Origin of the sequence: Xanthomonas nasturtii (genome assembly GCF_023337365.3) — a bacterium.
Taxonomy (GTDB): domain Bacteria; phylum Pseudomonadota; class Gammaproteobacteria; order Xanthomonadales; family Xanthomonadaceae; genus Xanthomonas; species Xanthomonas nasturtii.
Genome location: NZ_CP142084.2, coordinates 2,303,423 through 2,328,469, shown reverse-complemented (window position 1 = coordinate 2,328,469; position 25,047 = coordinate 2,303,423). Strand labels below are relative to the sequence as shown.

Here is a 25,047-nt window from a genome sequence, read left to right as displayed (position 1 = left end):
TTGCAGCCACACTGTTGCGCTGCTGGAATGATCTGGCGGGTGCCTCAGGTCTGCTCCATCGTGCACAACAGCGGATGCTGGTTCATACGCGAAAATTCGTTGACCTGGGCCACTTTGGACTCGGCGACCTCGCGGCTGTAGACCCCGCAAACGCCCCGTCCACGGGTATGGACGTGCAGCATGACCTGGGTGGCCTGCTCGAGGCTCAGGTTGAAAAACTGTTCCAGGACGGTCACCACGAAGTCCATCGGGGTGTAGTCATCGTTCAGCAGCAACACCTGGTAACGCGGCGGTGGCGCCACTTCCGGCTTGCTGGCTTCGACCATCAGGCCGTGGTCGTGTTCGTGTGAGGTATTCCGAGGCATCCAGCCATTATACGGTTCAACCTTGCACGCATTGGACGATTTGCGCTGCGCCCCGCACAATTTGTGTCCGATCCACTGGCTGGCCCTTGATGACCGATTCCTTGACCGCGCTGCCGCTGGCGCCGTCGTCTAGCGCAATTGCACCCATGCCCGCAGCGCGATGTGGTGCACGCCTGCATGTCTGGCGCCGGGTGACGTGCATCACTTTGCGCGCCGCGGATAACGCGCCGCCCCGGCAGGAGCAGCCCCGATGAGTGCGCCCGAGCAACGTTGGCATCCGGATGTGACCGTTGCCACGGTTGTCGTGCGCGACGGCCGCTTCTTGCAGGTAGAAGAAGCCATTGGTGGCCGCCTGCTGTTGAACCAGCCCGCCGGCCATCTGGAGCCCAACGAAAGCCTTCTGGATGCCGCAGTGCGCGAGACCCTGGAGGAGACCGGCTGGGACGTGCAGCTGACCCAGTTCATCGGCACCTACCAGTGGGTCGCGCCGAGCGGCCAGTGCTTTCTGCGCTTTGCGTTCGTGGCCGATGCGCTGACCCACCACCCCGAACGCAGCCTGGACACCGGCGTGGTGCGCGCGCTGTGGATGACACCGGATGAACTGCGCGCCTCGACCGAGCGCCTGCGCAGCCCGCTGGTGTGGGAGGTGGTGGCCGACTACCTGGCCGGGCAGCGCTACCCATTGTCGCTGGTCCGGCACGTCGCATGAGTACGCCGCGCATTGTGGTGGGCGTTTCCGGCGGCGTGGACTCGTCTGTAGCGGCATGGAAACTGGCGCAGCAAGGCGAGCCGATCGCCGGGCTGTTCATGCAGAACTGGGCCGATGACGGCAGCGGCGATTGCCGCGCCGAAGACGACCGCCGCGACGCAGTGGCAGTTTGCGGCGTGCTGGGCATCCCGTTCCATTTCCGCGACTTCTCCGGCGAATACTGGAGCGGCGTGTTCGAGCATTTCCTGGCCGAGTACGCGGCCGGGCGCACGCCCAACCCGGACGTGTTGTGCAACCGCGAAGTGAAGTTCAAGCATTTTCTCGATGCAGCGCAGGCGCTGGGTGCCGAACGCATTGCCACTGGCCATTACGCGCAGGTCGCACACAGCGGTGGACGTTGGCGCCTGTTGCGTGGCGCCGACCGCGGCAAGGACCAGAGCTATTTCCTGCATCAACTGGGGCAGACCCAACTGGCCGCCACCCTGTTCCCGATCGGCGATCTGGAAAAAAGCACGTTGCGCCGGATTGCCCAGGACGCCGGCTTGCCGACCCATGCCAAGAAGGATTCCACCGGCATCTGCTTCATCGGCGAGCGCGATTTCCGCGAGTTTCTGGGCCGCTATCTGCCTGCGCGCACCGGCGAGATCCGCGACCCGCAGGGGCAGCGCATTGCCGAACATCCGGGGGTGTTCTATTTCACCCTGGGTCAGCGTGAGGGGCTGAACATCGGCGGCGTGCGCGGGCGTGCCGCCGCGCCGTGGTACGTGGTGGGCAAGGACGTAGCGAGCAATGTGCTGTACGTGGATCAGGACCGTGACAGCCCGCTGCTGCAATCGCGCTGGCTGCAATCCGAGCAGGCCCATTGGGTCACCGGGGCGCCGCCGGCACGCAGCTTCAGTTGCACCGCACAGACGCGCTACCGGCAACCCGACGAGCCGTGCACGGTGGAGGTGCAGGACGATGGCAGCGTGCAGGTGCGTTTCCAGCGGCCGCAGCGGGCGGTGACGCCCGGACAGTCGCTGGTGCTGTACGACGGCGAGGAATGCCTGGGCGGCGCGGTCATCGCGGCCACCGATGCACCGCTGGAACGCCAGTTAGCGGGATCTTCTTTTTCTTCTGAGGTAGTGGCTTGATGAGTGTTTCCATGGATCACCGTGTGCTGGCGCTTGCCGGTGTTGCCCAGGCCCTGCAGCAGGTGCGGCGGATCGCCGAAACCGGGCATTCGGAAGCGGCAACGGTGCGTACCGCCATGGACAGCGTGTTCCGGGTGGACGCGTCCTCGCCGGAGGCGGTGTACGGCTCGTCTGCGGCGCTGGCGCCCGGACTGCGCCTGCTGCACAACTACTTCCGCAACCAGGGCCAGGACGAGGTGCTGCCGCGCCTGGCGCTGGCGGTGCTGCAGCTGGAACGCCGGTTTGTGCGCGACACCGCGACCGTGGCCACGGTGTCCGCCGGGATCGACGCCGCTGCCCGCCAGGCGCAACACCTGAACGACAGCGCACACCCCGATGTGCTCAGTGCGCTGGGTGGGCTATATGCGCAAACCATCAGCCACCTGCGGCCCAAGGTCATGGTGCAGGGCAACCCGCACTATCTGGGCCAGGCCGGGGTGGTTGCGGAGATTCGCGCCCTGTTGCTGGCAGCGGTGCGCTCGGCGGTGCTGTGGCGGCAGATGGGCGGCAGCCTGTGGGATTTCCTGTTCGCCAAGCGCGCGATGCTCGAAGCGGTGGACCGCGCGCTGCGCTAAACAGCGCCAAAAACCGCTGCCAGCGCCGCGCTAGCGGCCGCTGTCGCGCGCCAACAGGGGTTGAATGGGCAGGACGAGATGGCGATCGTCGCTAAAGACAATGGGGGGAGTGCCGATACAGCAACCGTGACTCTGCCGAGAACGCCCATGTATTCACGTCCACTCATCCGTCTAGCCGCTCCTTTGGCCCTGACTTTGCTGTATCCCTTCGCTGTCGGATTCGACTGGCCCGCTTCGGTGCGCTGGGCGATTCTGGCGACCATGACCCTTAGTTGGTTGGGTTTCGCTGCCTGGGTGACATATTCCCAGTTCCGGCCTAATCCGGACCAGGCACGCATCCTGCGCGAGCAGGACCAACTGCTCAACGAACTGCGTACGTTCGTCAGCAATGAAGTCGACGGTTCGCGCTCGGAAGTCGAGCGTGCCCGTGAACTGATCCGCCAGGCCGTGTCCGGTCTTGGTGGCAGCTTCGAAGCGATGAACCGCAAGTCGCGCCAGCAAAGCCAGGCACTGGCCCGCATCGTCGACCGCGCCGGTGACGATGGCAGTGCCGGCGTCGACGTCGCCCGCTTCGCCCAGCACGCCAGCTCCCGCATGGAGCAGTTGGTGGAAGCGCTGGAACAGGTGAGCGGCCAAAGCACCAACACCGTCCATCACATCGATGAGATGGCGCAGCATCTGGATGGCATCTTCGCGCTGTTGGAAGACGTCAAGTCGATCGCCGACCAGACCAACCTGCTGGCCCTGAACGCCGCCATCGAAGCAGCACGTGCCGGTGAAGCCGGTCGCGGCTTCGCGGTGGTCGCCGACGAGGTGCGCAACCTGTCCGAACGCTCCACCACCTTCAACGAACAGATCCGCAAGCTGGCACACAGCTCCAAGGAATCGATCGCCAAGGTGCGTGAAACGGTCTCGCAGCTGGCATCGCGTCACATGGACCGCTCCCGCGAGGCGCGCCATGAATCGGCCGCCATGCTGGAGAACGTCGCCCAGATCAACGCCTCGTTGGGCGATGGCATGCGCGAAATCTCCGAGTGCGCACGTTCCATCGATGGCAGCGTGGCCGAAGCGGTGCGTGCCCTGCAGTTCGAGGACATCGCCACGCAGACGCTGAGCGGCATCCACACCCACCTGGATCGCCTCACCGCGATCAACCGCGAAGCGGTGGCGCTGCAGGAACTGCTGCATCGCAATGGCGGCGTGTACGACAGCGATCTGGTCGCCGCGCTGGCCAAGGTGTCCAACCGCCTGCGCGACATGCGCGTGGAGTGGGAACGCCCGCCGCACAAGCCGGTGGCACAGCAAGGCATGGGTGCCGGTACGGTCGAGTTGTTCTAAGACCGATGCCGCCCCGCAGCTGCTGATTCCGACATTCCCCGGCCTTCCGGGGATTTGTCGTTCCGTAACGACCTGGTGTTCCGCTCATGTCACTTCTTGCCCCGACCATCGACACTTCCACCGCCGCTCTGCAGGCCGCTGCACTGGCCGCCGCACACGCCGAGCGCATCGCGCAAAGCGATGCGGCCAAGCCTGCGCTGCGCCGCGTCCGTATGCCGGCCGCGCTGGAACGTCTGGAGCGCTGCGCACGCGCGGAGTTGCAGGCATTGATCAACCCGCACCGCGCTTGCAGCGAAGAAGAGCTGTTGTTCGCAACCGTGGCCTGGGATCTGGGTCTGGATGGCGCGGCAGTTGGCGTGTCGGGGCGATAAGGCGCATGCGTCAAGCAGCGGGGCGTGACTCGGCAGGCGCCCCGCTGGTTTGTTTCCGCTGCCCGGGTTTGACGCACTTGCGCCGCTCCTTAGCCATTAATGCGCTGTTGCATCCAGCCGTTCCACCAAGCGTGACTGTGCGCACGCGGAACCGATCGATTGCAGCATCAGGGTGACCTCATCCCCTGCCCATCTGTACGACGATTTTTCGACAGAACGTGGTGCGTCGATCGACGCGATGCGATTGGAATGACGTGGTGCGAGGGCATTGGGCACCTGCTGCCTGGCTGCAGGGCCCTTGCCCGCCCACCATCGCAGGACACGCTGCAAGTACGTCCTTGTAAGCTCTGGCGCGGCATCCATGCCGCTCGAGGTCCCGCGACGGTGGGCGGGCAAGGACCCATCGGGATCTTGGTGTGTATGTTTGCGAGCAAGGTAGGACATAGGGCACCTGGATCGGCGCGTGGACGATCAGCTCCGCAACGCGACGAACGACAGCTTTTAACAAAGCGACCGACTCATTGTCTGGTGCGGTGTCCTTACCAATTGCGGAACCATTGGCGCAAGTGATGCCATCACGCAGCTGCCGTCACGGCATGTCCCGTATGGGGTGAGGTCACGTACCGTTTTTGGTCGCGCCGTGTTTGGTTGCACCTAAATACCGCTGCGACCCGATATCGCCGTTGCCTTCAAGTCGTTGGGAAGGCGAATGGACCACGCATCGTGCCGCTGAAATGCGGCTCGATTACACGCAACGCTACGCACTGCGTCAGCTGGCAATCACCAGGCGTGCACCCAGCCGCATGCCGGCGTCGGCCTCGCGTAGCCACTGCGCCATATCGCGTGGCGATAGCGGGCGTGAGTAGAAATAGCCCTGGATTTCGTCGCAGCCCTGCTGACGCAGCAGTGCATCTTCCTGCACGGTCTCCACGCCTTCGGCGACCACCTGCATGCCCAGCGCGTGCCCCAGATGCACGATGGCCTGGGTGACCTCGGCCGTGTTGGCATCGTCGAGCATGCCTTGCACGAAGCTGCGGTCGATCTTCAATCGCTGCACCGGGAAGCGGTTGAGGTAATGCAGATTCGAAAAGCCGGTGCCGAAGTCGTCCACCGCCAGCAGTACGCCGTTTTGTTCGAACAGTTCGAAGCAGCGGCGTAGCGAATCGGAATCGCGGATCAATGCGGATTCGGTCAATTCCAGCTCGAGACGTGACGGCGGCCAGCCGTTGTCGCGGCAGATTTCCAGTACGCGCTCGGCAAAACCGCGTTCGCGCAATTGCACTGCAGAAACATTCACCGCAACGCGGCTGAAATGCAGGCCGGCGCGATCCCAGACTACCGCCTGTCGGCAGGCTTCGCCGATGACCCACTCGCCCAGGCGCACGATTTCGCCGCATTCTTCGGCAATCGGTATGAATTCGACCGGGCTGCAGGGACCATGGCCAGGGCGATTCCAGCGCATCAGCGCTTCGATCGCCGGCGATGCATCGCCCACGGTGTTGACCAGCGGCTGGTAGACCAGCGTGAACTCTTCGCGCTCGAGCGCGCCTTGTAGCGCGTGCTCCAGCTCCAGGCGGCGCTGCGCACGCAGCAGCACGTCCTGGCTGTAGTAATGGAAGGTGTTGCGGCCGGATTCCTTGGCCGCATACATCGCCGCATCGGCGGCACGCAGCAGGCTGTCGAAGTCCGACAGGCCATCGCCCTGCAGCGCGATGCCGATGCTGGCACCGAGCTTGAGGGTGACATGTTCCTTGCGCAGCGGCTCTCCAAGCGCTGCGATCAGCTTGCGCGCCACGTGGCCGGCATCTTCGGGCTCGGACATATCGCGCAACAGCACGATGAACTCGTCGTCGCTGAAGCGGCCGAACAGGTCGCTGCTGCGCAGATGTTGATGCAGGCGCGCCGAGGCGAGCTTGAGCAGGTTATCGCCGGTGGCATGGCCGAACGAATCGTTGATGCTCTTGAAGCCATCCAGATCGATCAGCAGCATCGCCATCACCTGGCCGCGCTCGTTTGCTTCGCGAATGGCGTTCTCTGCCTGCTCGCGTAGCAGGAAGCGGTTCGGCAAGCCGGTCAGGCGGTCGTAATGGGCCAGCAGCTCGATGCGCTCGTTGGCTTCGCGTTCGCGGGTGACATCGCGGAACAAGGCGACAAACCGCGGCGGCAGGCCTTCGCGACGGTCCAGCTCGATCAGCACCTGTACCCAGATGCGCTGGCCGGAGTTGCGATAGAAGCACAGCTCCAGCTGCTCGGGCAGGCCGCCATCGGAAATGCGCAGCAGCGCCGCTTCGAAAGCGTCGCGCGAATCCTGGGTGTACAGCGACAGCGCCTGCTCCAGGGTGATGTTTTCCTTGCGCAGGCCGTGGATGCGGTAGCACTCCTCGGTCCATTGCATGCGCCGGGTATCGACCTCGATCTCGCAGCCGCCGATCTTGCCCAACGCAGACACGCGGTTGAGCAATTCGGTGCGCCAGCGGATCAGTGCGTCGGTCTGGCGTTGCTCGGTAACGTTCTGCAGTTGGCCAAGGACGCGCACCATGCTGCCGTCGCCGTCGAACACCGGCTGCGCCCACACCCGCAGGTGATGCGGATTGGCGCCGGGCAGGCCGTTGATTTCCAGCTCGAAATGCACCGGCATGCCTTCATGCTTGATCTTGCGCCAGGCGCTGCGCAGCTGCGCAACCGAAGACCGACCGAGCAGACGCAGAATGTCGCGAATGCCTTGCAGACGCAGTTGGGCCATGCCGAGTTGTTGCAGGAAATCCTGCGACACCCACAGCACGTCCTGGTGCGAGTCCCAGCTCCAGCTGCCCATGCTGGCAATGCGCTGGGCCTCTTCGAGCTGGGCCTGCTGCTCGCGCAGCTGCTGCTCAAGTAATTTGTGATGGTGCACGTCGGTATGCGTGCCGACCATGCGCAGCGGGCGGCCGTCGGCAGTGCGCGAGACCACGCGGCCGCGATCCAGGATCCAGCGCCACTGCCCATCGTGCTGGCGCAGCCGGAATTCGGCCACGTAGGTGTCGGTGCGGCCTTCCAGATGCGCCTGCACCGCGGCGCTGACATGCGCGTGGTCTTCGGGGTGAATCAGCCCGGACAAGGCGGTGAGGTTGTTCGGCAGCGGCTGCTCTGAATAGCCGAGCATGCGGGTCCAGCGCTCCGAGCGATACACCACGTCGGCCGGAATGTCCCAGTCCCACAAGCCGTGATCGGCGCTGTCCAGGCCCATTTCCCAGCGGCTGGTGCCATCGGCGCCCATCGGCTCGGGAATGCTCAAGGTGAACGCCATGACCTGGCCATGTTCGTCGCTGACCGCACGCAGCCAGCCTTCCAGCCGCCCGCCGCCGGTCCCCGGCAACACGCAGGGAGCCATGCCACCGCTGTCGGCCACCTGGGCGCGACTGCTTTCCAATACTTCGGCGTATGCACCAAGGGTTGCCGGCAATCCGAGGGACTGCGCAACGCGATTGGCCGCCAGAGGCTGGCCATGCGCATCCAACAACACCACCGCCGAGGTCAGCGGGTGCTGCAGCATGCTTGCAATGACGCCTGAGTCCACTCTGGAACACTCCGAAGAATCGACCCCGGCCTTCGGAGTCGCAATGGATAACGGCCGTGTCGTCGATTAGTTGAGGCGCCTGTTTCGAGCTGGACCGAACCGGACCGACTTACGGCTAAGATGGCCGTATCGCCAGCACCCAAGGTCGTCCGCGGATCCATGCAACAGCCCGTCGCCGCGCCCGCGTTTTCGTCTGCCCCCGTGTCCCGCCTCCGCCTCGCCGAGCGCCTGCAGCAAGGCCTGTGGACGTTGACCGGCCTGTATCTGCTGGTCGGTGTGGTCTGGCTGCTGCTGGGCAACCGGCTGCTCAACCTGGCCGGCGCCGCCATGCCGGAGCGCTGGTCGGACGCCAGCTTTCTGGTGGTGTCGAGCATCGTCATTCACCTGGTGCTGCGCCGCTTCATGAGGTTGATCGTGGACGAGCACGCGCAGCTGGCGCAGTCCGAGGCCTTGCTGCAGGCCAAGTTCCTGGCCCTGCCCAGCCCGGCCTTCATCTACGACCTTGCCAGCATGCGCATCCTCGATGCCAATCCGGCGGCGCTGGAATTTTTCGGCTGGGAACGCGACGAATTCCTGCAGCAGACACTGCAGGCGATCTGGCCCAACGCCGATGGTGAACGGCTGGAAGAGGTCATTGCGCAGATTCGGGGCAAAGGAGATGCCACCTGCGTGTTGAACGAGGAGCTGCTGACGCGCAGCGGGCCACGCCATGTCGAAGTGCGCAGCAATCAGCTGCATCTGACCAGCGGCCCTGCCCGCCTGGTGGTCACGGTGGACCGTAACCAAGAGCGCCAGGCGCAGCATCTGCGCGACGAGGCGCTAGAGCGTCTGGAAGAAGCGCAAAGCATCGCACGGCTGGGTTCGTGGCAGCTGGACCGTACAACCGGTCTGGGCCGCTATTCGCCGGCGGTGTATCGCCTGCTGGGGCGCAGCGTGCCGATGCACCGTCGCGAGCATCGGCTGGAAGAATTGCTGACCGCCTCCGACAGCGCCACCCAGGCGCGCATCGAACGCATGATTGAAGACATGTGCACCGGTGGCGAGGTGCAGATCGATGTGTTGCTGCCGCTGACTGGTGGCGATTCGCAACCGCGCACCGTGCATCTGCGCGCCGAGAGCGTGACCAGCCCAGGCGGCGCACGCCATGTGCACGGCACCTTGCAGGACGTGAGCGAACGCGAACAGTCGCGCCGCCTGCTGCGCGAACGCGAGGAACAATTCCGCGAACTGGTGCGCGTACTGCCCGACGGTGTGCTCATCCTGGCCGACGAACACGTGATGTATGCCAACGCCGCCGGTTCGATCCAGTTCGGCTTTCAGGGCGAGACCATTCTGGGCGAACCTCTGCAGACCCTGGTCGGCGACAGCGACCTGCCGGTGGTACGCGAGTATCTGCGCGCAGGCAGCGACCGCAACGAGCCGGTCTCCAGCGCACGCGCCATGCGCCGTCGCGATGGCAGCACCTTCTACGCCGGCCTGTCGGCAGGCGATATCCGCTATGGCGGGCGCAGCTGCAAGTTGCTGGTGGTGCGCGACCTGAGCGAACCCGAGCGCATGCGCGATGCCTTGGCCGAGAGCAATGCCGAACTGCAGGCCATGGCCAAGCGGCTGTTCTCGCTGCAGGAAGACGAGCGCCGCGCCATCTCGCGCGATCTGCATGACGATATCGGGCAAGCGATCACTGCGATGAAGCTGTCCGCGCATGCAGCGCTGGACGAGCTGGACGCCGATGCACGCCGCGAGGATCTGCTGGAAGTGGTATCGCTGGCCGACAGCACGGTGACCAAGCTGCGCAATCTGTCGATGCTGTTGCGTCCGCCACAACTCGATGCGTTGGGCCTGGAAGCTGCATTGCGCTGGCAGGCGTCGATGCTGTTCCGCGCCTCACAGGTGCGGCTGGAGCTGGACATTCAGGCGCTCGACGAACGGCCGGGCAACGAGATCGAACAGGCCTGCTTCCGTATCGCGCAGGAAAGCCTCACCAATGCGCTGCGGCACGCCTGTGCGGGCGAGGTGCGCATGAGCCTGCAATCGATCGACGGCGACAGTTTCCGTCTGGAAGTCAGCGATGACGGCGACGGCTTCGAGCCGGAGGGTCCGCGCGGGCTGGGGCTGATCGTGATGCGTGAGCGTGCGCAAACCGTCGGCGGCACGCTCGCGATAGAATCAGCCCCCGGAGCAGGCACGCGCGTGACGTTGCGCCTGCCCTATCACCCGGTCGGCGAGTCCGTCCACGACGATGGTGGACGTTGAGTCATGTGGAGCCCTGTAATCCCGCCCGGACTGGAAATCGTCAAGCCTACACGGCTTGGCGCGGGCAACCCCGAGTTGCTGCATCTGGTGGATGCGGCCGCGTCCGGCGGCCCGCCGCTGATGATCTTCCACATCGACATCGATCACTTCGCTTCGATCAACGAGAACATGAGTGGCGAAGTCGGTGACCAGGCGCTCACGCTGGTAGCGCGCCGCCTGCAGGAATTTCTCGGAACGCGCGGCAAGCTGTGGCGCCACGGCAGCGATGAAATGATCGTGGTGGCGGTGCGTCGCGAAGACACGCCGTTGCCGGAAGACTTCGCCGAAGAGATCCGCCAGCAACTGGAGCTGCCGCTGTCGGTGCTGCCGTATACCTTGTTCATGACCGGCAAGGTCGGCATCAGCCTGTGTCCGGAACACTCCACCTCGCTGTCCACGTTGCTGGACTACGCAGAAGAAGCCACCTACCAGGCCGCGCGCGAAGGCGGCAATACGGTGCGGCTGTATACGCGCAATTCGGCGACCAACGCGCATAGCGAAAGCATCATTGCGCGGCAGATCGTCGATGCGATTCCGCATGGCGAATTGCGCCTGCGTTACCAGCCCTTGGTGAGTGCGCGCGACGGACGCATCGTGGGCATGGAAGCGCTGCTGCGCTGGCAATCGCCCACCCTGGGCATGCTGGTGCCGGAGCGTTTCATGCGCACCGCCGAGCGCCTGGGCGTGATCGTGCAGATCGGCGAATGGGTGCTGCAAAACGCGGTGCGCCAGGCGCGGCTGTGGCGCGACCAGGGCTTCGACGATTTCAGCATCGCGGTGAACGTCTCCACGCTGCAGTTGCTACGCCCGGGCTTCTTCAACGAAGTGATGGCGATGCTGCAAACCGCCGGCGTGCCGGCGCAATTCGTCACGCTGGAGATCAATGAAAGCGCGTTGACCAACAACGTCAACTTCGTCCACGAGACGATGGCCAACCTGCGCAACGAAGGCATCAGCCTGAGCCTGGACAACTTCGGTACCGGCGATTCCAGCCTGAGCGCGTTGGTGCGCTATCCGGTGGACCGGCTGAAGATCGATCGCAGCTTCATCAAGAGCGCACCGGCTGGCAGCCGCGAGGCGGCGATTGCGCGCGCCATCATCGCCATGGGCCACCAGCTCGGCATGACGGTGATCGCCAACGGTGTCGAATCGCAGGCGCAGCTGGGCTTTCTGCGTCGCAACGATTGCGACATCTTCCAGGGCTACCTGTTCGGCGAGCCGATGTCGGCAGAGTCCGCCGGCATGGCGCTACGGCGCCGCTATCTGCGCCCGGAATCGTTTGCCGAAAGCCGCCCCGACCGCACGTTGCTGCTGCTGGACGACGAAGAGAACGTGCTGCGCTCGCTGGTGCGTTTGTTCCGTCGCGACGGCTACCGGATTCTGGCGGCAGGCAATGTGCGCGATGCCTTCGACCTGCTCGCCACCAACGATGTGCAGGTGATCCTGTCCGACCAGCGCATGAGCGACATGAGCGGCACCGAGTTCCTGGGCCGGGTCAAGATGCTCTACCCCGACACCGTGCGCCTGGTGCTCTCCGGCTACACGGATCTGGCCACGGTGACCGAAGCGATCAACCGCGGCGCGATCTACCGCTTCCTGACCAAGCCCTGGAACGACGACGAGCTGCGCGAGCATATTCGTCAGGCATTTCGCACGCATGATGAGCTGCGGAACGGCCGGGAATAGGGATTCGGGATTCGGGATTCGGGATTTGGGATTTGGGATTTGGGATTCGGGATTCGGGATTTGGGATTCGGGATTGGTCAAAAGCGCGGAGCGGCGCCATCGGGTCAGACGGCGCATTGACGATCAGCGATAGCAATGTCGGCTGTTGCGAATCCCGAATCCCGAATCCCGAACAACCAATCCCAGCGCGTCAGCGCGGCTGCCGGATCGGTAGCACGATCCTGAAACTGGCGCCCTGCCCCGGCGTGCTTTCGACATCGATGCGGCCGTGGTGCTTGTTGATGATGCCGTAGGAAATCGACAGGCCCAGGCCGGTGCCGCTGCCGACTGGTTTGGTGGTGAAAAACGGGTCGAAGATGCGCTGCAGCAGGTCCGGGGCGATGCCCGCGCCGCTGTCCTGGAACTGGATCCAGACGTTTTCCGCCTCGTCGCGGCCGGTGGTGACGGTAATCGTGCCGCGCTCGACGATGGCCTGGCCGGCGTTGAGCAGCATGTTCATGTACACCTGGTTGAGCTCGGACGGCAGGCACTCCACCAGCGGCAGCTCGGCGTAATTGCGCTCCAGGGTGACCTTGTACTTGAGCTCGTTCCAGATGATGTTGATCGTGGATTCGAGACCTGCGTGCAGGTCAACCATCTTCCACGACTCGGAGCGGTCCGAGTACGAGAAGTCCTTGAGGTCGCGCACGATGCGGGTCACCCGCTCGATGCCTTCGCGCGATTCGGCCATCAATTGCGGCAGGTCGCGGCTGATGAAGTCGATATCGGCACGGTTGCGGATCTCGTCGATTTCCGGAATCAGCGCCTTCGGGTCCGGCGCCTGCAGCGCGCGCTCATACGCCTCGATCAGGGTGAACAGGCTGCGCAGATATTCCTGCAGGCTGCCCAGATTGGAGTGCACATAGCCGATCGGATTATTGATTTCGTGCGCCACGCCTGCGGCCAACTGGCCGATGGAGGCCATCTTTTCCGACTGCAGCAGTTTGTCTTGCGCGCCATTCAAACGCAGATAGGCCTGACGCAGTTCGGCGTGGCGTTGTTGCAGCTCGCGCTCGTAATCCTGCTGGCCTTCGATGTTGTGGAACAACGCCAGAAAATGCCCGAGGCCGTGCTCTTCGTTGTAATACAGATGCGCGATGACCACCCGGTCGGCCACCGGCAGGCTGCCGGTCCAGCTGCCCTTGCTGCGCGCCTGATTGAGTGCGTCCGATGGCAACACCTGCGAAATCCGCTCGCCCAGATTGCGATCGTCGGCGGGGTCTTCCTTGCACAGGCTTTGGCGTGCAATGGCATTGGCCAGAATCAGCTTTCCGTCGGCGCGGAACAGCAGCACGCCCTCCAGCATCTGGTCGCCAAAGGCGCGCAGGATGTCCGGGGACGGTAATAAGGCTTGATTGAGAAAAAACTTGGCGGTCACGGGAGCAGGCGGCGGAGAGGATGCCCCAATATACGCCGAACCGTTGACGCGCCGTATCGCCGCTTCGCATTACCGGCGCTGTGTCGCAGGCCGCGCAACGCAAGCCGGCTCCCATACGCATGCCGCGTTATCTGCAGCCCTGTGTGCTGCAAAAAACGCCTTGGCGACTCAGGCGACTGCCAGCGAACGGCCGCCGCGCAACACGCTCGATTGCCCCTTGGCGTCGTAGGACGGCGCACTTTCGGTGCGGCCCAGGTGACGCAGCGCCCAGTTCACTTCGCGCCGCCGGCGTGCCAGCAGCGCACCGTTGGCGCGATTGGCTTCGGCCAGCTCACGCAGGCGCTCTTCTTCGCCTGCAGGCATTGCCGCTTCGAGCGCGCGCAGCGCCGACAGCTTGTCCTGCGTGTGTCGCATCAACCCATCGATGTCGTTCTCGAGTAATGCCTGGCGTTCGCCGGCCAGCGCGTCGCTGAGACGTTGCAGGAACTCGTTCACGTTCATCCTTTTAAGTCGGGGATCAACCCGCCAGTTGCTGATTCAGATCCATCATGCGGCTGGCGATGGCATCCGGGTTGATGGAATAGCTGCCGTTCTGCAGGGCATCCTTCACCGCCTGCACGCGACCGGTGTCGATCGCCGAGGACTGCGAAAGCTCGCGCTGCAGGTTCTGCAGATTGGTGGCTTCACCGGTCAGCTTGACGCTGTCGGTGGGCGGTAAGGCTGCAATCGGGGACGCGCGATCTTCGCCGGCCGAAGCGATCTTGCTGCTGGTGGCCGCGGTACGAAGGGTGGCAGCGGTCGGTAGATTGCCTTCGATTTTCTGGGTCATGTCAGGAACTCCTCTACAGGTCGTAGGGGATAACGGCACCCAGAAAAAAAACTTTATAGAAAATTTTTACCTGGAGACCACAACGGTTCCGCTCGCTTCAACAATGCCCTGCACAACCCGGCGCGAGGACGAATTCTCCACCGACACCCGTTCGTTTTCGCCGGCATCGGACAGCGCGCGACCACTCATGCGCACTTCCAGGCCACCGTTGCGCGACACCAGTGGGACCGTGTCGCCGCGCCGTACCAGCCGCTGCGTCACCAGATCATTGGCCGAGAGCAGCGAACCGGCCGGCAGGATGCGGCGGGCCGACTTGCCCACTGCGGCCACCGGGTCGGCCAGTACCGCACCGACGATGCGGGCGGCGTCACGCTTCTCGATACTGATATCGGCCAGCGAGATGGTTTCTCCAGCGCTGATGCCCCGGCGCAGCACCAGCACATCCTGATTGCGGCGCACCTTCAGCGGCACGAACAGGCGCCACCCGGCCGGCTGCGGGCAAGCCACTTCCACCGTATTGGTGCCGGTGGGCTGCGCCTGCAGCGCGATCGGGCAGGCCGGCATGCGCAGCCCCGGGTCGAGCGTCGCTTCGGCTTCGGCATCGGGCCCGACGGTGGCCAGCGCGGCCGCACGGATGGAATCGACAGACTGGTAGCTCTGGGCCCAGGCCGGAGCGGCAGCCAACAAGATGACAAGCAGGAGCAGGCGCATGGGACCAGATCCGGAGGAAGACCCGGAAGACAGTGCAAGAGGTGTGCCTGTTTTTGGCCGGGATTGGGGAGTTGGGATTCGGGATTCGTAAGAGCGGGGCTGTTGCCGGCTTTTACGGGTGGAAGGCGCTGGCGGCATTGCAATGCGCTCCCGCAGCAGTTTTGATCGCTGCTGCCTATCCGGTGGGCTCAATCAATCTCTAGGCCAGTTTTTAAAGCCCCCCTGCCCCTCAGACCATTCCGTCTCCATTCCCCGCTTTAACCCATCCCCATTCCCGACTCCCCATTCCCGACAACGTCCCCGACCAACCACAAAGCCCTCAAGTTTCTCAGGGGCGCTGTCGATATCTGCCCCATGACCCACGATCTGCTCAACCGCATCGACCAGCGCACGCGACTGGCTGGCCACAATCGACTGGCGCTGCTGCTGTTTAGGCTGGGCGGACGCCAGCTTTTTGGCGTCAACGTCTTCAAGGTCCAGGAAGTGCTGCGTCGCCCGGAACTGTTCCAGGTGCCGGGCCTGCCGACCGAGTTCGCCGGCGTGGCCGACGTGCGCGGGCGCTCGGTGCCGGTGCTGGACTTGGGCCTGGCGATCGGCCACCCGGAACGCGATTCGCACTCCGAAAACGGCCCCGGCTACCTGGTGGTGGCCGAGTTCAACCGCTCGGTCCAGGGTTTCCTGGTCAGCGGGGTTGAGCGCATCGTCAATATCGCGGTGGAAGACATCCACCCGCCGCCGGAACTCGGCGCCGAAGCCACTTATTTGACGGCAGTGACGCGCTTCCAGGGCGAACTGATCCAGGTCATCGACGTGGAAAGCGTGCTGGCCGACATTGCAAAGGTCAGCAAGGACGTGCAACTGGACCCGTCGCTGCAGCTGGTGACCTACGACCGCCAGTTCCAGGTGCTGGTGGTGGACGATTCGCGGGTGGCGCGTCAGCAGATCCGCAGCGTGCTCGACCAGCTCGGCGTTTCGGCGACCCTGCTGTCGGACGGCCGCCAGGCGCTGGACCACCTGCTACAGGTGGCCGCATCGGGCGAAAACCCGGCCGACCGCTACGCCATGGTGATCTCGGATATCGAAATGCCGGCGATGGACGGCTACACGCTGACGACGGAAATCCGGCGCACGCCGGGCTTGCAGGGCCTGTACGTGCTGCTGCACACCTCCTTGTCGGGCGTGTTCAACAACGCCATGGTCGAGCAGGTCGGCGCCAACGCCTTCGTGGCCAAGTACAGCGCGCACGAGCTGGCCGACTATGTGCTGGCCCGCCTGAAAGTGGTTGCCGAAGCGGCCTGATCCAATTGCGCGGCCGTTCCACCCCGCCGGTGAAGGCCAGCCGCAGCAATGCCTGTTTTCCGACAGGCTTGGCTATACAAGTGGTTGCCGTACGCAAGCACGCGCCTTAAAAAGGCGTCGCCCAGCTGATCACACGCTGCGCTGAGTTACTTCCCGCCAGACGATCCCGGTTGGCCTGCAAGTTGCATTGCCAATGGCAGCAGCTACCCGAGCAGCAGCACGCTTGGCGATGTCTGGCAGCTAGAGCAGTTGACAGATCCACTGCGAAGCCGCCAGGCGGGCGCGGCCGGTGCCGAATCGGCATGACCACACGTGCACCCCGATTCTGAGCGCGACGGATGCACCCACCTGACGGCTGCTCGTTACGTTTGTTAACCGCTCCAAGACCGTCGGTCGGGCACTGCGGATGTGTTGCCAGCTCCGCACGCGTAACACCTCGATTTGGCACAAACATTGCTTCCTCCCTTGCAACACTTCGCGGGAGAGCACCGTGTCCAGTCCCTTCTCTTCATTCCTCGGCGTCCATGGCGACGCGTTGGCGCTGCGCGAGCAGCGCATGAAGCTCATTGCCAGCAATCTGAGCAATGTGGACACCCCTGGCTACAAGGCCAAGGACCTCAACTTCGAAGCGGCGCTGAAGTCGGCGCAGGGCGTGCAGGATGGCGGCCTGCTGCAGGCCACCGACGCCAAGCACTATGAAGTGGGCGGTGGCGGCGGGCTCAACCCGTTCCAGATCACCCGCGAATCCGACCAGCCCAGCCTCGACGGCAATACCGTCGATCCCGATGCCGAACGCGCCGCCTACGGCCGCGCCGCGCTGGAATACCGCGCGTCGCTGAGCTTCCTCGAATCCAAGGTGCGCTCGATGCTCACCGCGATCACGGGCCAATAAGTCATGAGCAATCTTCCCATTTTCGATGTGGCCGGCTCTGCGCTGCACGCGCAGTCGGTGCGCCTGAGCACCATCGCCTCCAACCTGGCCAACGCCGATTCGGTGGCGGGCTCTGCCGAGGCGACCTACAAGCCGATCGAGCCGATCTTCCAGGCCCAGCAAAGCCGTCAGGACCCCAGCCTGACCTCGGTCAACGTCAAGGAGATCACCACCACCAACGCGCCGCCGATCCGTCGCTACGAGCCCGGCCACCCGCTGGCCGATGCCGATGGCTACGTGTTCTCGCCCGACGTGGACCCGGTCTCGCAGATGGTCAACATGATTTCCGCCTCGCGCAATTACCAGGCAGGCGTGGAAATGCTCAATACCGCCAAGGAACTGGCGCTCGCGACCCTGACCATGGGCCGCTGACCCGTCCTAGCCCTTACCTAACGGAACACTCCAGATGAGCACGATCGGCAGCGATCTCTACAAGACTCTCGGCCTGAGCACCAGCAGCACCGTCGCCAAGAAGGAAGAAGCACTCGGCCAGGCCGACTTCCTCAAATTGATGACCGAGCAGCTGCAGCACCAGGACCCGCTCAAACCGATGGAAAACAGCGCGTTTCTGGGCCAGTTGGCGCAGTTCTCCACCGTGCAGGGCATTGGCGACCTCAATACCAAGGTCGGCAATTTCTCTGATTCCATGAACGCCGACCAGGTGCTCAAGGGCGCCGCGTTGGTTGGCCACAACGTGTTGGTGCCCTCCGCACAGGTGGCGATCGATGCCACCGGCTCGGCCAAGGGCGTGGTTGCCGCCACGTCGGCTGGCTTCGTCAATTTCGAAATCACCGATGCCAACGGCGCGTTCGTCAAACAGCTCAGCGTGCCGGCCAGCGCCGCCGGTGAGGTGTCGTTTGCCTGGGATGGCACCGACGCCAATGGCAACCGCATGGCGGCCGGCAAATACGGCATCACCGCAACCCAAACCGATACCGCCGGCTCCAAAAGCAAGTTACCCACCTACGTCGACGCACCGGTGGACAGCGTCACGATCGGCTCGGACGGCCTGTATCTCAACCTGACCGGGCTAGGCACTTCCCCGCTCGCCAACGTGCTCCGCGTCAGCTGAGCCGGCAACCGACACTTAAAGGAACTCATCCATGGCTTTCAATACCTCGTTGTCCGGCATCAACGCAGCCAATGCCGATCTGAACGTTACTTCCAACAACATCGCCAATGTCAACACGACCGGGTTCAAGGAATCGCGCGCCGAGTTTGCCGACATGTTCCAGAGCACCAGCTACGGCCTGTCGCGTAACGCGGTGGGCTCCGGCGTGCGCGTCAGCAATGTGGCGCAGCAGTTCTCGCAGGGCAATATCGACCCGACCGGGCGCAGCCTGGACCTGGCGGTCTCCGGCGAAGGCTTCTTCACCGTGTCCTCCAACGGCGCCAAGATGTACACCCGCGCCGGCAACTTCCAGACCGACGCCAACGGCTATGTGGTCAACCCGCAGGGCGCACGCCTGCAGGTGTTTGCACCGAACCCGAGCGGCAACGGTTTCGATGTGGGCCGCCTGTCGGACCTGCAGCTGCTGACCACCGACAGCCCGCCCAAGTCGACCTCTACGGTCAACCTGGCCTTCACCCTGCCCGGCAACGCCACCGCACCGACGGTGACCCCGTTCAGCCCGGCCGACGACAAGACCTATAGCCACTCCACCGGCGGCATCAACGTCTATGACTCGCTGGGTGTCAGCCATGTGCAGACCTCCTACTTCGTCAAGACCGCCAACCCGAACGAGTGGCAGGTGCACAACTACGTTGACGGCGCCGCAGTTGGCGCGCCGACCACGCTGCAGTTCTCCGACACCGGCGCGCTGACCACCCCGGCCAACGGCATCATCGCGATGGACCCGTTCACCCCGAGCACCGGTGCCGGCGTGCTGAACATGCAGCTCAATGTCAGCGGCTCCACCCAGTACGGCGAAGCCTTCGCCCTGCGCGACACCCGCCAGGACGGCTACGCCAGCGGCAAGCTCAACGAGATCAGCATCGACACCAGCGGCGTGGTGTTCGCGCGCTATTCCAACGGCGCCGACAAGCCGCTGGGCCAGGTGTCGCTGGCCAGCTTCGTCAATCCGCAGGGCCTGCAGTCGCAGGGCAACAACATGTGGGCCGAAAGCTACACCTCCGGCGCAGCCCGCGTAGGCGCCCCCGACACCTCGGACCTGGGCCAGATCGAGTCCGGCTCGCTGGAAGCCTCCACGGTGGACCTGACCGAGCAGCTGGTGAACATGATCGTGGCCCAGCGCAACTTCCAGGCCAACTCGCAGATGATCTCGACCCAGGACCAGGTCACCCAGACGATCATCAATATTCGTTGATGACACTCGGGACCCGGGAACGGGGGCCGGGGACCCGGAAAAGCAAACGCCAATACACCGGCGCTGTTGCTTTTCCGGGTCCCCGGCCCCGGGTCCCCGGTTCCGGCCTTTCGGAGTTCCCCATGGACAAAGCCCTCTACGTTGCAATGACCGGTGCCCGCGCTTCCCTGCAGGCGCAGAGCACCGTGTCGCACAATCTCGCCAACGTCGACACGGTGGGGTTCAAGGCCGCGCTGGCCAACACCGAAGCGTTCAAGATCCAGGGCAAGGGCTATCCGTCGCGGATCGATGCGCTGCATGTGGACCAGGGCTTCGATCGCAGCCAGGGCCATCAACAGGTCACCGGCAACCCGCTGGACGTGTCGCTGCAGCAGGACCGCTGGCTGGCGGTGCAGTCGCCCGACGGCAGCGAGGCCTATACCCGCAACGGCGAATTGGCGCTCACCGCCAATGGCCAGCTGGTCACCGCCAATGGGCACGCCGTGCTGGATGAAGGCGGCAACCCGATGACGATTCCGCCGCACCAGGCGATGGAAATCGGCAGCGACGGCAGCATTTCCATCATCCCGCAGGGCGAAGGCCCGCAGACCATGGCCATCGTCGGCAAGATGAAGGTGGTCGATGCGCCCGCCGATCGTTTGACGCGGCGCCCGGACGGGCTGATGCGCAACACCAGCACCGACCCGGCGCAGGCATTTGCGGTGGCCACCGGCAAGACCATCAACAGCGGCATGCTGGAAGGCAGCAACGTGGACGCCGCCGGCGCGCTGGTGGAAATGATCCAGCTGCAGCGGCAGTTCGAAATGCAGGTCAAGATCATCAAAAACGGCGACGACAATGCACAATCGGCCAATTCGATGATGCGGCTGAACGGCTAAACGTGGCTCACTCTGTGGCTTCGCTGCAGGGCCCTTGCCCGGCCACCATTTCAGGACATGCCGCAAGTACGTCCCTGTCTTGTCTTGTGAACGACTAAAAGTCGCTCACTTCTGCGGGTTTGCTGCAGGGTCCTCTTGCCCGCCCACCATCGCGGGACACGCCGCAAGTACGTCCATGTAGGCTCTTACGCGGCATCCATGCCGCGTAAGGTCCCGCGACGGTGGGCGGGCAAGGGCCAGTCGAGATGGTCGGTGTGCATGGCTTTTAACAAAGCGACCAGCAATCTTTCTGGTGCGGTGTCCTCACCGATTGCGGGACCGTGTGGCGGCATGGATGCCGCCACCGAGCCTACATGGACGTACTTGCGGCGTGTCCCGCGAGCGGTGAGGGCATCGCGCCCTCGACCGACCCGGCTTTTAGCCCTGAGCTCCAGACAAGCAACTCGCGACCGGCAAAACCAACTGCACTTGCCGTCAGGCGAGCGCCAGCCAAGTGCGGGACCGCCCTGACCGACCAACGATGTACCGCTCTGCCGCCAGCTTCCGCCGCTGCCACCGCTTGACTGCCGCTTGCAAGCTGCCGAGGCGGTCCAACCCAGACCCGCTGTGATGGTGTCCCCAGGCACCTGGACGAGCCGGCAGCCGGCATCGCCACCCGTGATCTTACGCACACCCGGCAGAAATCCGACACCGCTTTGGCACGCCGCGTGCATATACCCACCCGTGCCCGGAACACATCCCCGGGTCTAACGAGGAATCGGGTCATGAATCAGGCTTTGTGGGTCGCCAAAACCGGACTGGATGCGCAGCAGACGCGCATGTCGGTCATTTCCAACAACCTGGCCAATACCAATACCACCGGCTTCAAGCGCGACCGTGCCGCGTTCGAAGACCTGCTGTATCAACAGGTGCGTGCGCCGGGCGGCTCGACCTCCGCGCAGACGCAGCTGCCCACGGGCCTGCAACTGGGTACCGGTGTGCGCGTGGTGTCCACCTTCAAGGGCTTCGACCAGGGCAGCCAGCAGCAGACCGGCCGCGCGCTCGACGTGATGGTCAACGGACGCGGCTTCTTCGAAGTGCAGATGCCCGACGGCACCTCCGCCTACACCCGCGACGGTACCTTCCAGATCAATGCGCAGGGCGAGCTGGTCACCAACAGCGGCTACCCGCTGCAGCCCGGCATCCAGGTGCCGGAAGGCGCGCAGTCGCTGACCATCGGCAACGACGGCACCATCAGCGTCACCCTGGCCGGCCAGGCCGCCGCGCAGGAAATCGGCGCGCTGACGCTGACCGACTTCATCAACCCCTCGGGCCTGCAGTCCAAGGGCGAGAACCTGTTCGTCGAAACCACCGCCTCCGGCCCCGCCCAGAACGGCACCCCCGGCCTCAATGGCCTGGGCACCACCGTGCAGGGCGCGCTGGAAGGCAGCAACGTCAATACGGTGGAAGAACTGGTGAGCATGATCGAGACCCAGCGCGCCTACGAAATGAATGCCAAGGCCATCTCCACCACCGACTCGATGCTCGGTTACTTGAACAACAACGTCTGATCGGCTCGCCGCTCGCCGCCTTCTCAGGAACTCACGCCATGTCCCGCCTGCCCTCTCTCTCCTCCCTGTGCTTCGCCATTGCCTGCAGCGCGCTGCTGGGTGGCTGCGTGGCAGCCGGCGATGTGCGGCCGTTCGCCGAACTGGCGCCGATCGTACCGGTGGTGGCACCGACCGCGCAGCCCACCGCCGGTGCGATCTACGCCGCCGGCCCGAGCCTGAATCTGTATGGCGACCGCCGCGCCCGCGATGTCGGCGACCTGCTGACGGTGAACCTGGTGGAAAGCACCACCGCCTCGTCCACCGCAAACACCAGCATCAGCAAGGCCGACACCGTGGACATGAGTACGCCCACGCTGCTCGGCGTGCCGCTCACCGTCAACGGCACCGATGTGCTGCGCAACTCCACCAACGGCGACCGCAGCTTCGACGGCAAGGGCAACACCGCGCAAAGCAACCGCATGCAGGGCAGCGTGACCGTCACCGTGATGCAGCGCCTGCCCAACGGCAACCTGGTGGTCCAGGGGCAGAAGCAGTTGCGCCTGACCCAGGGCGACGAGCTGGTCCAGGTGCAAGGCATCGTGCGCGCCGCCGACATCTCTCCGGACAACACCGTGCCCTCGAGCAAGGTGGCCGACGCCCGCATCGCCTACGGCGGCCGCGGCGCGATCGCACAGTCCAACGCAATGGGCTGGCTGAGCCGCTTCTTCAATTCCCGTCTGTCGCCCTACTGAGCCTGCGACCATGAACCTGTCTTCCCTGCCCTTCCGTCTGCTCGTTGCCGCTGTCGCGCTGTGCGCGATCGCCGCACCGGCCTCGGCCGAACGCATCAAGGATCTCGCCCAGGTCGGCGGCGTGCGCGGCAACGCGCTGGTCGGCTACGGCCTGGTGGTTGGCCTGGACGGCAGCGGCGACCGCACCAGCCAGGCGCCCTTCACCGTGCAGAGCCTGAAAAACCTGCTCGGCGAGCTGGGCGTCAATGTTCCGGCGAACGTCAACCCGCAGCTGAAAAACGTCGCGGCCGTAGCCATCCACGCCGAGCTGCCGCCGTTCGCCAAGCCCGGCCAGCCGATCGACATCACCGTCTCCTCGATCGCCAATGCGGTGTCGCTGCGCGGCGGCTCGTTGCTGATGGCACCGTTGAAAGGCGCCGACGGCCAGGTCTACGCGATGGCCCAGGGCAACCTGGTGGTCGGTGGTTTCGGCGCGCAGGGCAAGGACGGCTCGCGGGTGTCGGTCAATATTCCCAGCGTTGGCCGCATCCCGAACGGGGCGACCGTCGAACGCGCGCTGCCGGACGTGTTTGCCGGCAGCGGCGAGATCACCCTCAACCTGCACCAGAACGATTTCACCACCGTCTCGCGCATGGTTGCGGCGATCGACAGCAGCTTCGGCGCCGGCACCGCACGTGCGGTGGATGGCGTGACCGTGGCAGTGCGCTCGCCGACCGACCCGGGCGCGCGCATCGGCCTGCTGTCGCGGCTGGAAAACGTCGAACTCTCGCCCGGCGACGCGCCGGCCAAGATCGTCGTCAACGCACGCACCGGCACCGTGGTCATCGGCCAGCTGGTGCGGGTGATGCCGGCGGCGATCGCGCATGGCTCGCTCACCGTGACCATCAGCGAAAACATCAACGTCAGCCAACCGGGCGCCTTCAGTGGCGGCCGCACCGCGGTGACGCCGCAATCGACGATCACGGCCACCTCCGAAGGCAGCCGCATGTTCAAGTTCGAAGGTGGCACCACGCTCGATCAGATTGTCCGCGCAGTCAACGAAGTGGGCGCGGCGCCCGGCGACCTGGTCGCCATCCTGGAAGCCCTGAAGCAGGCTGGCGCGCTGACGGCGGAGCTGGAGGTGATCTGACATGCGTATCGCAGCCTCGCCCATTGAGCTCAATCCGAGCACCAAGGCCGATCCGGCAAAGATCGACAAGGTCTCCCGTCAGCTCGAAGGCCAGTTCGCGCAGATGCTGGTCAAGAGCATGCGCGACGCCAGCTCCGGCGACCCGATGTTTCCGGGCGAAAACCAGATGTTCCGCGAAATGTACGACCAGCAGATGGCCAAGGCGTTGACCGAGGGCAAGGGCCTGGGCCTGTCGGCGATGATCTCCAAGCAGCTGAGCGGCGACACCGGCGGCCCGGCGTTGAACACCTCGCTGAGCACCGCCGATGCGGCCAAGGCCTATTCGCTGGTTGCCGGCAAGCGCGATGCCTCGTTGCCGCTGCCCGCCCGCGATGGCGCGGCCAGCGGCATCGGCGCAACCCTGGGCGCGGCAGCCAAGCTCGGCGCAGGCGCGCTGGGCGGCGTCGGCATGAGCCAGGTGCTGGACCTGATTGCCGGGCGCACCGGTGCTGGCGAATCCGGCGGCGACGATGCGGCCGCACTGAGCTGGCCGTCGGCCAACGACCGCTGGAGCGATGTCGCTGTCAGCGATGCTGCCGAGGCCAATGCGGCGGTCAGTGCGAGCGCGGCCAGCACTGCTGCTGCCAGCCTGGGCGAACGCACCCCGGAAGGCTTCGTCGCCAAGATCTGGACGCATGCGCAAAAAGCCGCACGCGAACTGGGTGTGGACCCGCGCGCGCTGGTGGCGCAGGCCGCACTGGAAACCGGCTGGGGCCGGCGTGGCATCGGCAATGGCGGCGATTCCAACAACCTGTTCGGCATCAAGGCCACCGGCTGGAACGGCGCCAAGGTCACCACCGGCACCCACGAATACGTCAACGGCGTCAAGACCACCGAAACTGCGGATTTCCGCGCCTACGGCTCGGCCGAGGAAAGCTTTGCCGACTATGTGCGCCTGTTGAAAAACAACAGCCGCTACCAGGGCGCACTGCAGGCCGGCACCGATATCCGCGGTTTTGCACGCGGCTTGCAACAGGCCGGGTACGCCACCGATCCAGGCTACGCCGCCAAGATCGCCGCAATCGCCAACGGCCCGACCATCGACCGTGCGGTCGCCGCCATCGGCAACGCAGCGGCAGATCTGTCCAACCGTTACGCAAGTACCGCCGAGCCTGCCGGGCTTGGCACCATCCGTCGTTGAG

The 25,047-nt window shown here is 64.7% G+C and carries 23 protein-coding genes and 1 other RNA gene; 18 read left to right on the top strand and 6 right to left on the bottom strand.

The window, feature by feature from the left end; translation table 11 throughout:
• Positions 1-44 precede the first annotated feature (44 nt).
• Positions 45-365 carry an ATP-dependent Clp protease adapter ClpS gene (gene clpS / locus M3O59_RS10140; protein ID WP_064631270.1) on the bottom strand — a complete coding sequence of 107 codons (321 nt, stop codon included), beginning with the start codon at positions 363-365 and terminating at the stop codon, positions 45-47.
• 250 nt (positions 366-615) lie between these two features.
• Here clpS and M3O59_RS10135 point away from each other — a divergent pair, with 250 nt between their 5' ends.
• The 5 genes from M3O59_RS10135 (at position 616) to M3O59_RS10115 (ending at position 4,530) form a co-directional block, all read left to right on the top strand.
• Entirely contained in the window at positions 616-1,074 is a 459-nt protein-coding gene (locus M3O59_RS10135; RefSeq protein ID WP_064631267.1) for an NUDIX hydrolase, read from the top strand.
• On the top strand, positions 1,071-2,207 hold the full coding sequence (gene mnmA, locus M3O59_RS10130) for a tRNA 2-thiouridine(34) synthase MnmA (protein ID WP_116905586.1): 1,137 nt from the start codon (positions 1,071-1,073) through the stop codon (positions 2,205-2,207). The genes M3O59_RS10135 and mnmA overlap by 4 nt, the downstream gene beginning before the upstream one ends.
• Complete coding sequence (hflD, locus tag M3O59_RS10125; protein WP_064631263.1) at positions 2,207-2,821, top strand: high frequency lysogenization protein HflD; 615 nt, start codon at positions 2,207-2,209, stop codon at positions 2,819-2,821. Before mnmA ends, hflD begins: the two co-directional genes overlap by 1 nt.
• A gap of 147 nt (positions 2,822-2,968) precedes the next feature.
• Entirely contained in the window at positions 2,969-4,159 is a 1,191-nt protein-coding gene (locus M3O59_RS10120) for a methyl-accepting chemotaxis protein (RefSeq protein WP_064631261.1), read from the top strand.
• Between the two features lie 86 nt (positions 4,160-4,245).
• Positions 4,246-4,530, top strand: a complete 285-nt coding sequence (locus M3O59_RS10115) for a hypothetical protein (protein ID WP_064631259.1) — start codon at positions 4,246-4,248, stop codon at positions 4,528-4,530.
• A 769-nt stretch (positions 4,531-5,299) separates the two neighbouring features.
• Here the strand turns inward: M3O59_RS10115 and M3O59_RS10110 are convergent.
• On the bottom strand, positions 5,300-8,086 hold the full coding sequence (locus M3O59_RS10110; protein ID WP_181920516.1) for a bifunctional diguanylate cyclase/phosphodiesterase: 2,787 nt from the start codon (positions 8,084-8,086) through the stop codon (positions 5,300-5,302).
• Positions 8,087-8,206: 120 nt separating this feature from the next.
• On the opposite strand from M3O59_RS10110, the gene M3O59_RS10105 reads away from it, so the two are divergent.
• Positions 8,207-10,339 carry a sensor histidine kinase gene (locus M3O59_RS10105; RefSeq protein WP_064631255.1) on the top strand — a complete coding sequence of 711 codons (2,133 nt, stop codon included), beginning with the start codon at positions 8,207-8,209 and terminating at the stop codon, positions 10,337-10,339.
• 3 nt (positions 10,340-10,342) lie between these two features.
• Positions 10,343-12,064 (top strand): EAL domain-containing protein, encoded by a 1,722-nt coding sequence (locus M3O59_RS10100; protein WP_064631253.1) that lies wholly within the window; start codon positions 10,343-10,345, stop codon positions 12,062-12,064.
• 190 nt (positions 12,065-12,254) lie between these two features.
• Here the strand turns inward: M3O59_RS10100 and M3O59_RS10095 are convergent, their stop codons facing one another.
• The 4 genes from M3O59_RS10095 to flgA all read right to left on the bottom strand — a co-directional run bounded on the left by M3O59_RS10095 (position 12,255) and on the right by flgA (position 15,021).
• Positions 12,255-13,481: an ATP-binding protein gene (locus M3O59_RS10095; RefSeq protein ID WP_064631251.1), complete on the bottom strand. Its 1,227-nt coding sequence runs from the start codon at positions 13,479-13,481 to the stop codon at positions 12,255-12,257.
• Between the two features lie 168 nt (positions 13,482-13,649).
• Positions 13,650-13,982 carry a hypothetical protein gene (locus tag M3O59_RS10090; RefSeq protein WP_014503329.1) on the bottom strand — a complete coding sequence of 111 codons (333 nt, stop codon included), beginning with the start codon at positions 13,980-13,982 and terminating at the stop codon, positions 13,650-13,652.
• A gap of 16 nt (positions 13,983-13,998) precedes the next feature.
• Positions 13,999-14,310, bottom strand: a complete 312-nt coding sequence (flgM, locus tag M3O59_RS10085; protein WP_064631249.1) for a flagellar biosynthesis anti-sigma factor FlgM — start codon at positions 14,308-14,310, stop codon at positions 13,999-14,001.
• A 66-nt stretch (positions 14,311-14,376) separates the two neighbouring features.
• Positions 14,377-15,021: a flagellar basal body P-ring formation chaperone FlgA gene (gene flgA, locus M3O59_RS10080; protein ID WP_039403905.1), complete on the bottom strand. Its 645-nt coding sequence runs from the start codon at positions 15,019-15,021 to the stop codon at positions 14,377-14,379.
• A gap of 354 nt (positions 15,022-15,375) precedes the next feature.
• Between flgA and M3O59_RS10075 the strand changes: the two genes are divergently transcribed.
• The 11 genes from M3O59_RS10075 to M3O59_RS10025 all read left to right on the top strand — a co-directional run bounded on the left by M3O59_RS10075 (position 15,376) and on the right by M3O59_RS10025 (position 25,046).
• On the top strand, positions 15,376-16,320 hold the full coding sequence (locus M3O59_RS10075) for a chemotaxis protein CheV (RefSeq protein ID WP_064631247.1): 945 nt from the start codon (positions 15,376-15,378) through the stop codon (positions 16,318-16,320).
• 302 nt (positions 16,321-16,622) lie between these two features.
• Positions 16,623-16,697, top strand: a non-coding RNA gene (locus M3O59_RS10070) — sX9 sRNA.
• A gap of 113 nt (positions 16,698-16,810) precedes the next feature.
• Entirely contained in the window at positions 16,811-17,212 is a 402-nt protein-coding gene (gene flgB, locus M3O59_RS10065; protein ID WP_064631245.1) for a flagellar basal body rod protein FlgB, read from the top strand.
• A gap of 3 nt (positions 17,213-17,215) precedes the next feature.
• Positions 17,216-17,623 (top strand): flagellar basal body rod protein FlgC, encoded by a 408-nt coding sequence (gene flgC, locus M3O59_RS10060; protein ID WP_005914451.1) that lies wholly within the window; start codon positions 17,216-17,218, stop codon positions 17,621-17,623.
• A gap of 34 nt (positions 17,624-17,657) precedes the next feature.
• On the top strand, positions 17,658-18,323 hold the full coding sequence (locus M3O59_RS10055) for a flagellar hook assembly protein FlgD (RefSeq protein ID WP_064631243.1): 666 nt from the start codon (positions 17,658-17,660) through the stop codon (positions 18,321-18,323).
• Positions 18,324-18,354: 31 nt separating this feature from the next.
• Positions 18,355-19,578: a flagellar hook protein FlgE gene (gene flgE, locus M3O59_RS10050; RefSeq protein WP_047696172.1), complete on the top strand. Its 1,224-nt coding sequence runs from the start codon at positions 18,355-18,357 to the stop codon at positions 19,576-19,578.
• 122 nt (positions 19,579-19,700) lie between these two features.
• Positions 19,701-20,456 (top strand): flagellar basal-body rod protein FlgF, encoded by a 756-nt coding sequence (gene flgF / locus M3O59_RS10045; protein WP_116905583.1) that lies wholly within the window; start codon positions 19,701-19,703, stop codon positions 20,454-20,456.
• A gap of 764 nt (positions 20,457-21,220) precedes the next feature.
• On the top strand, positions 21,221-22,006 hold the full coding sequence (gene flgG / locus M3O59_RS10040) for a flagellar basal-body rod protein FlgG (protein WP_064631239.1): 786 nt from the start codon (positions 21,221-21,223) through the stop codon (positions 22,004-22,006).
• Between the two features lie 38 nt (positions 22,007-22,044).
• The gene (flgH, locus tag M3O59_RS10035) at positions 22,045-22,737 is read left to right on the top strand and encodes a flagellar basal body L-ring protein FlgH (RefSeq protein ID WP_064631237.1); all 693 of its coding nucleotides are present in this window, start codon (positions 22,045-22,047) and stop codon (positions 22,735-22,737) included.
• Positions 22,738-22,747: 10 nt separating this feature from the next.
• A complete protein-coding gene (locus tag M3O59_RS10030) occupies positions 22,748-23,866 on the top strand; it encodes a flagellar basal body P-ring protein FlgI (RefSeq protein ID WP_064631234.1) in 1,119 nt (372 codons plus the stop codon).
• Position 23,867: 1 nt separating this feature from the next.
• Positions 23,868-25,046: a flagellar assembly peptidoglycan hydrolase FlgJ gene (locus M3O59_RS10025; RefSeq protein ID WP_116905581.1), complete on the top strand. Its 1,179-nt coding sequence runs from the start codon at positions 23,868-23,870 to the stop codon at positions 25,044-25,046.
• Position 25,047: the final 1 nt, after the last annotated feature.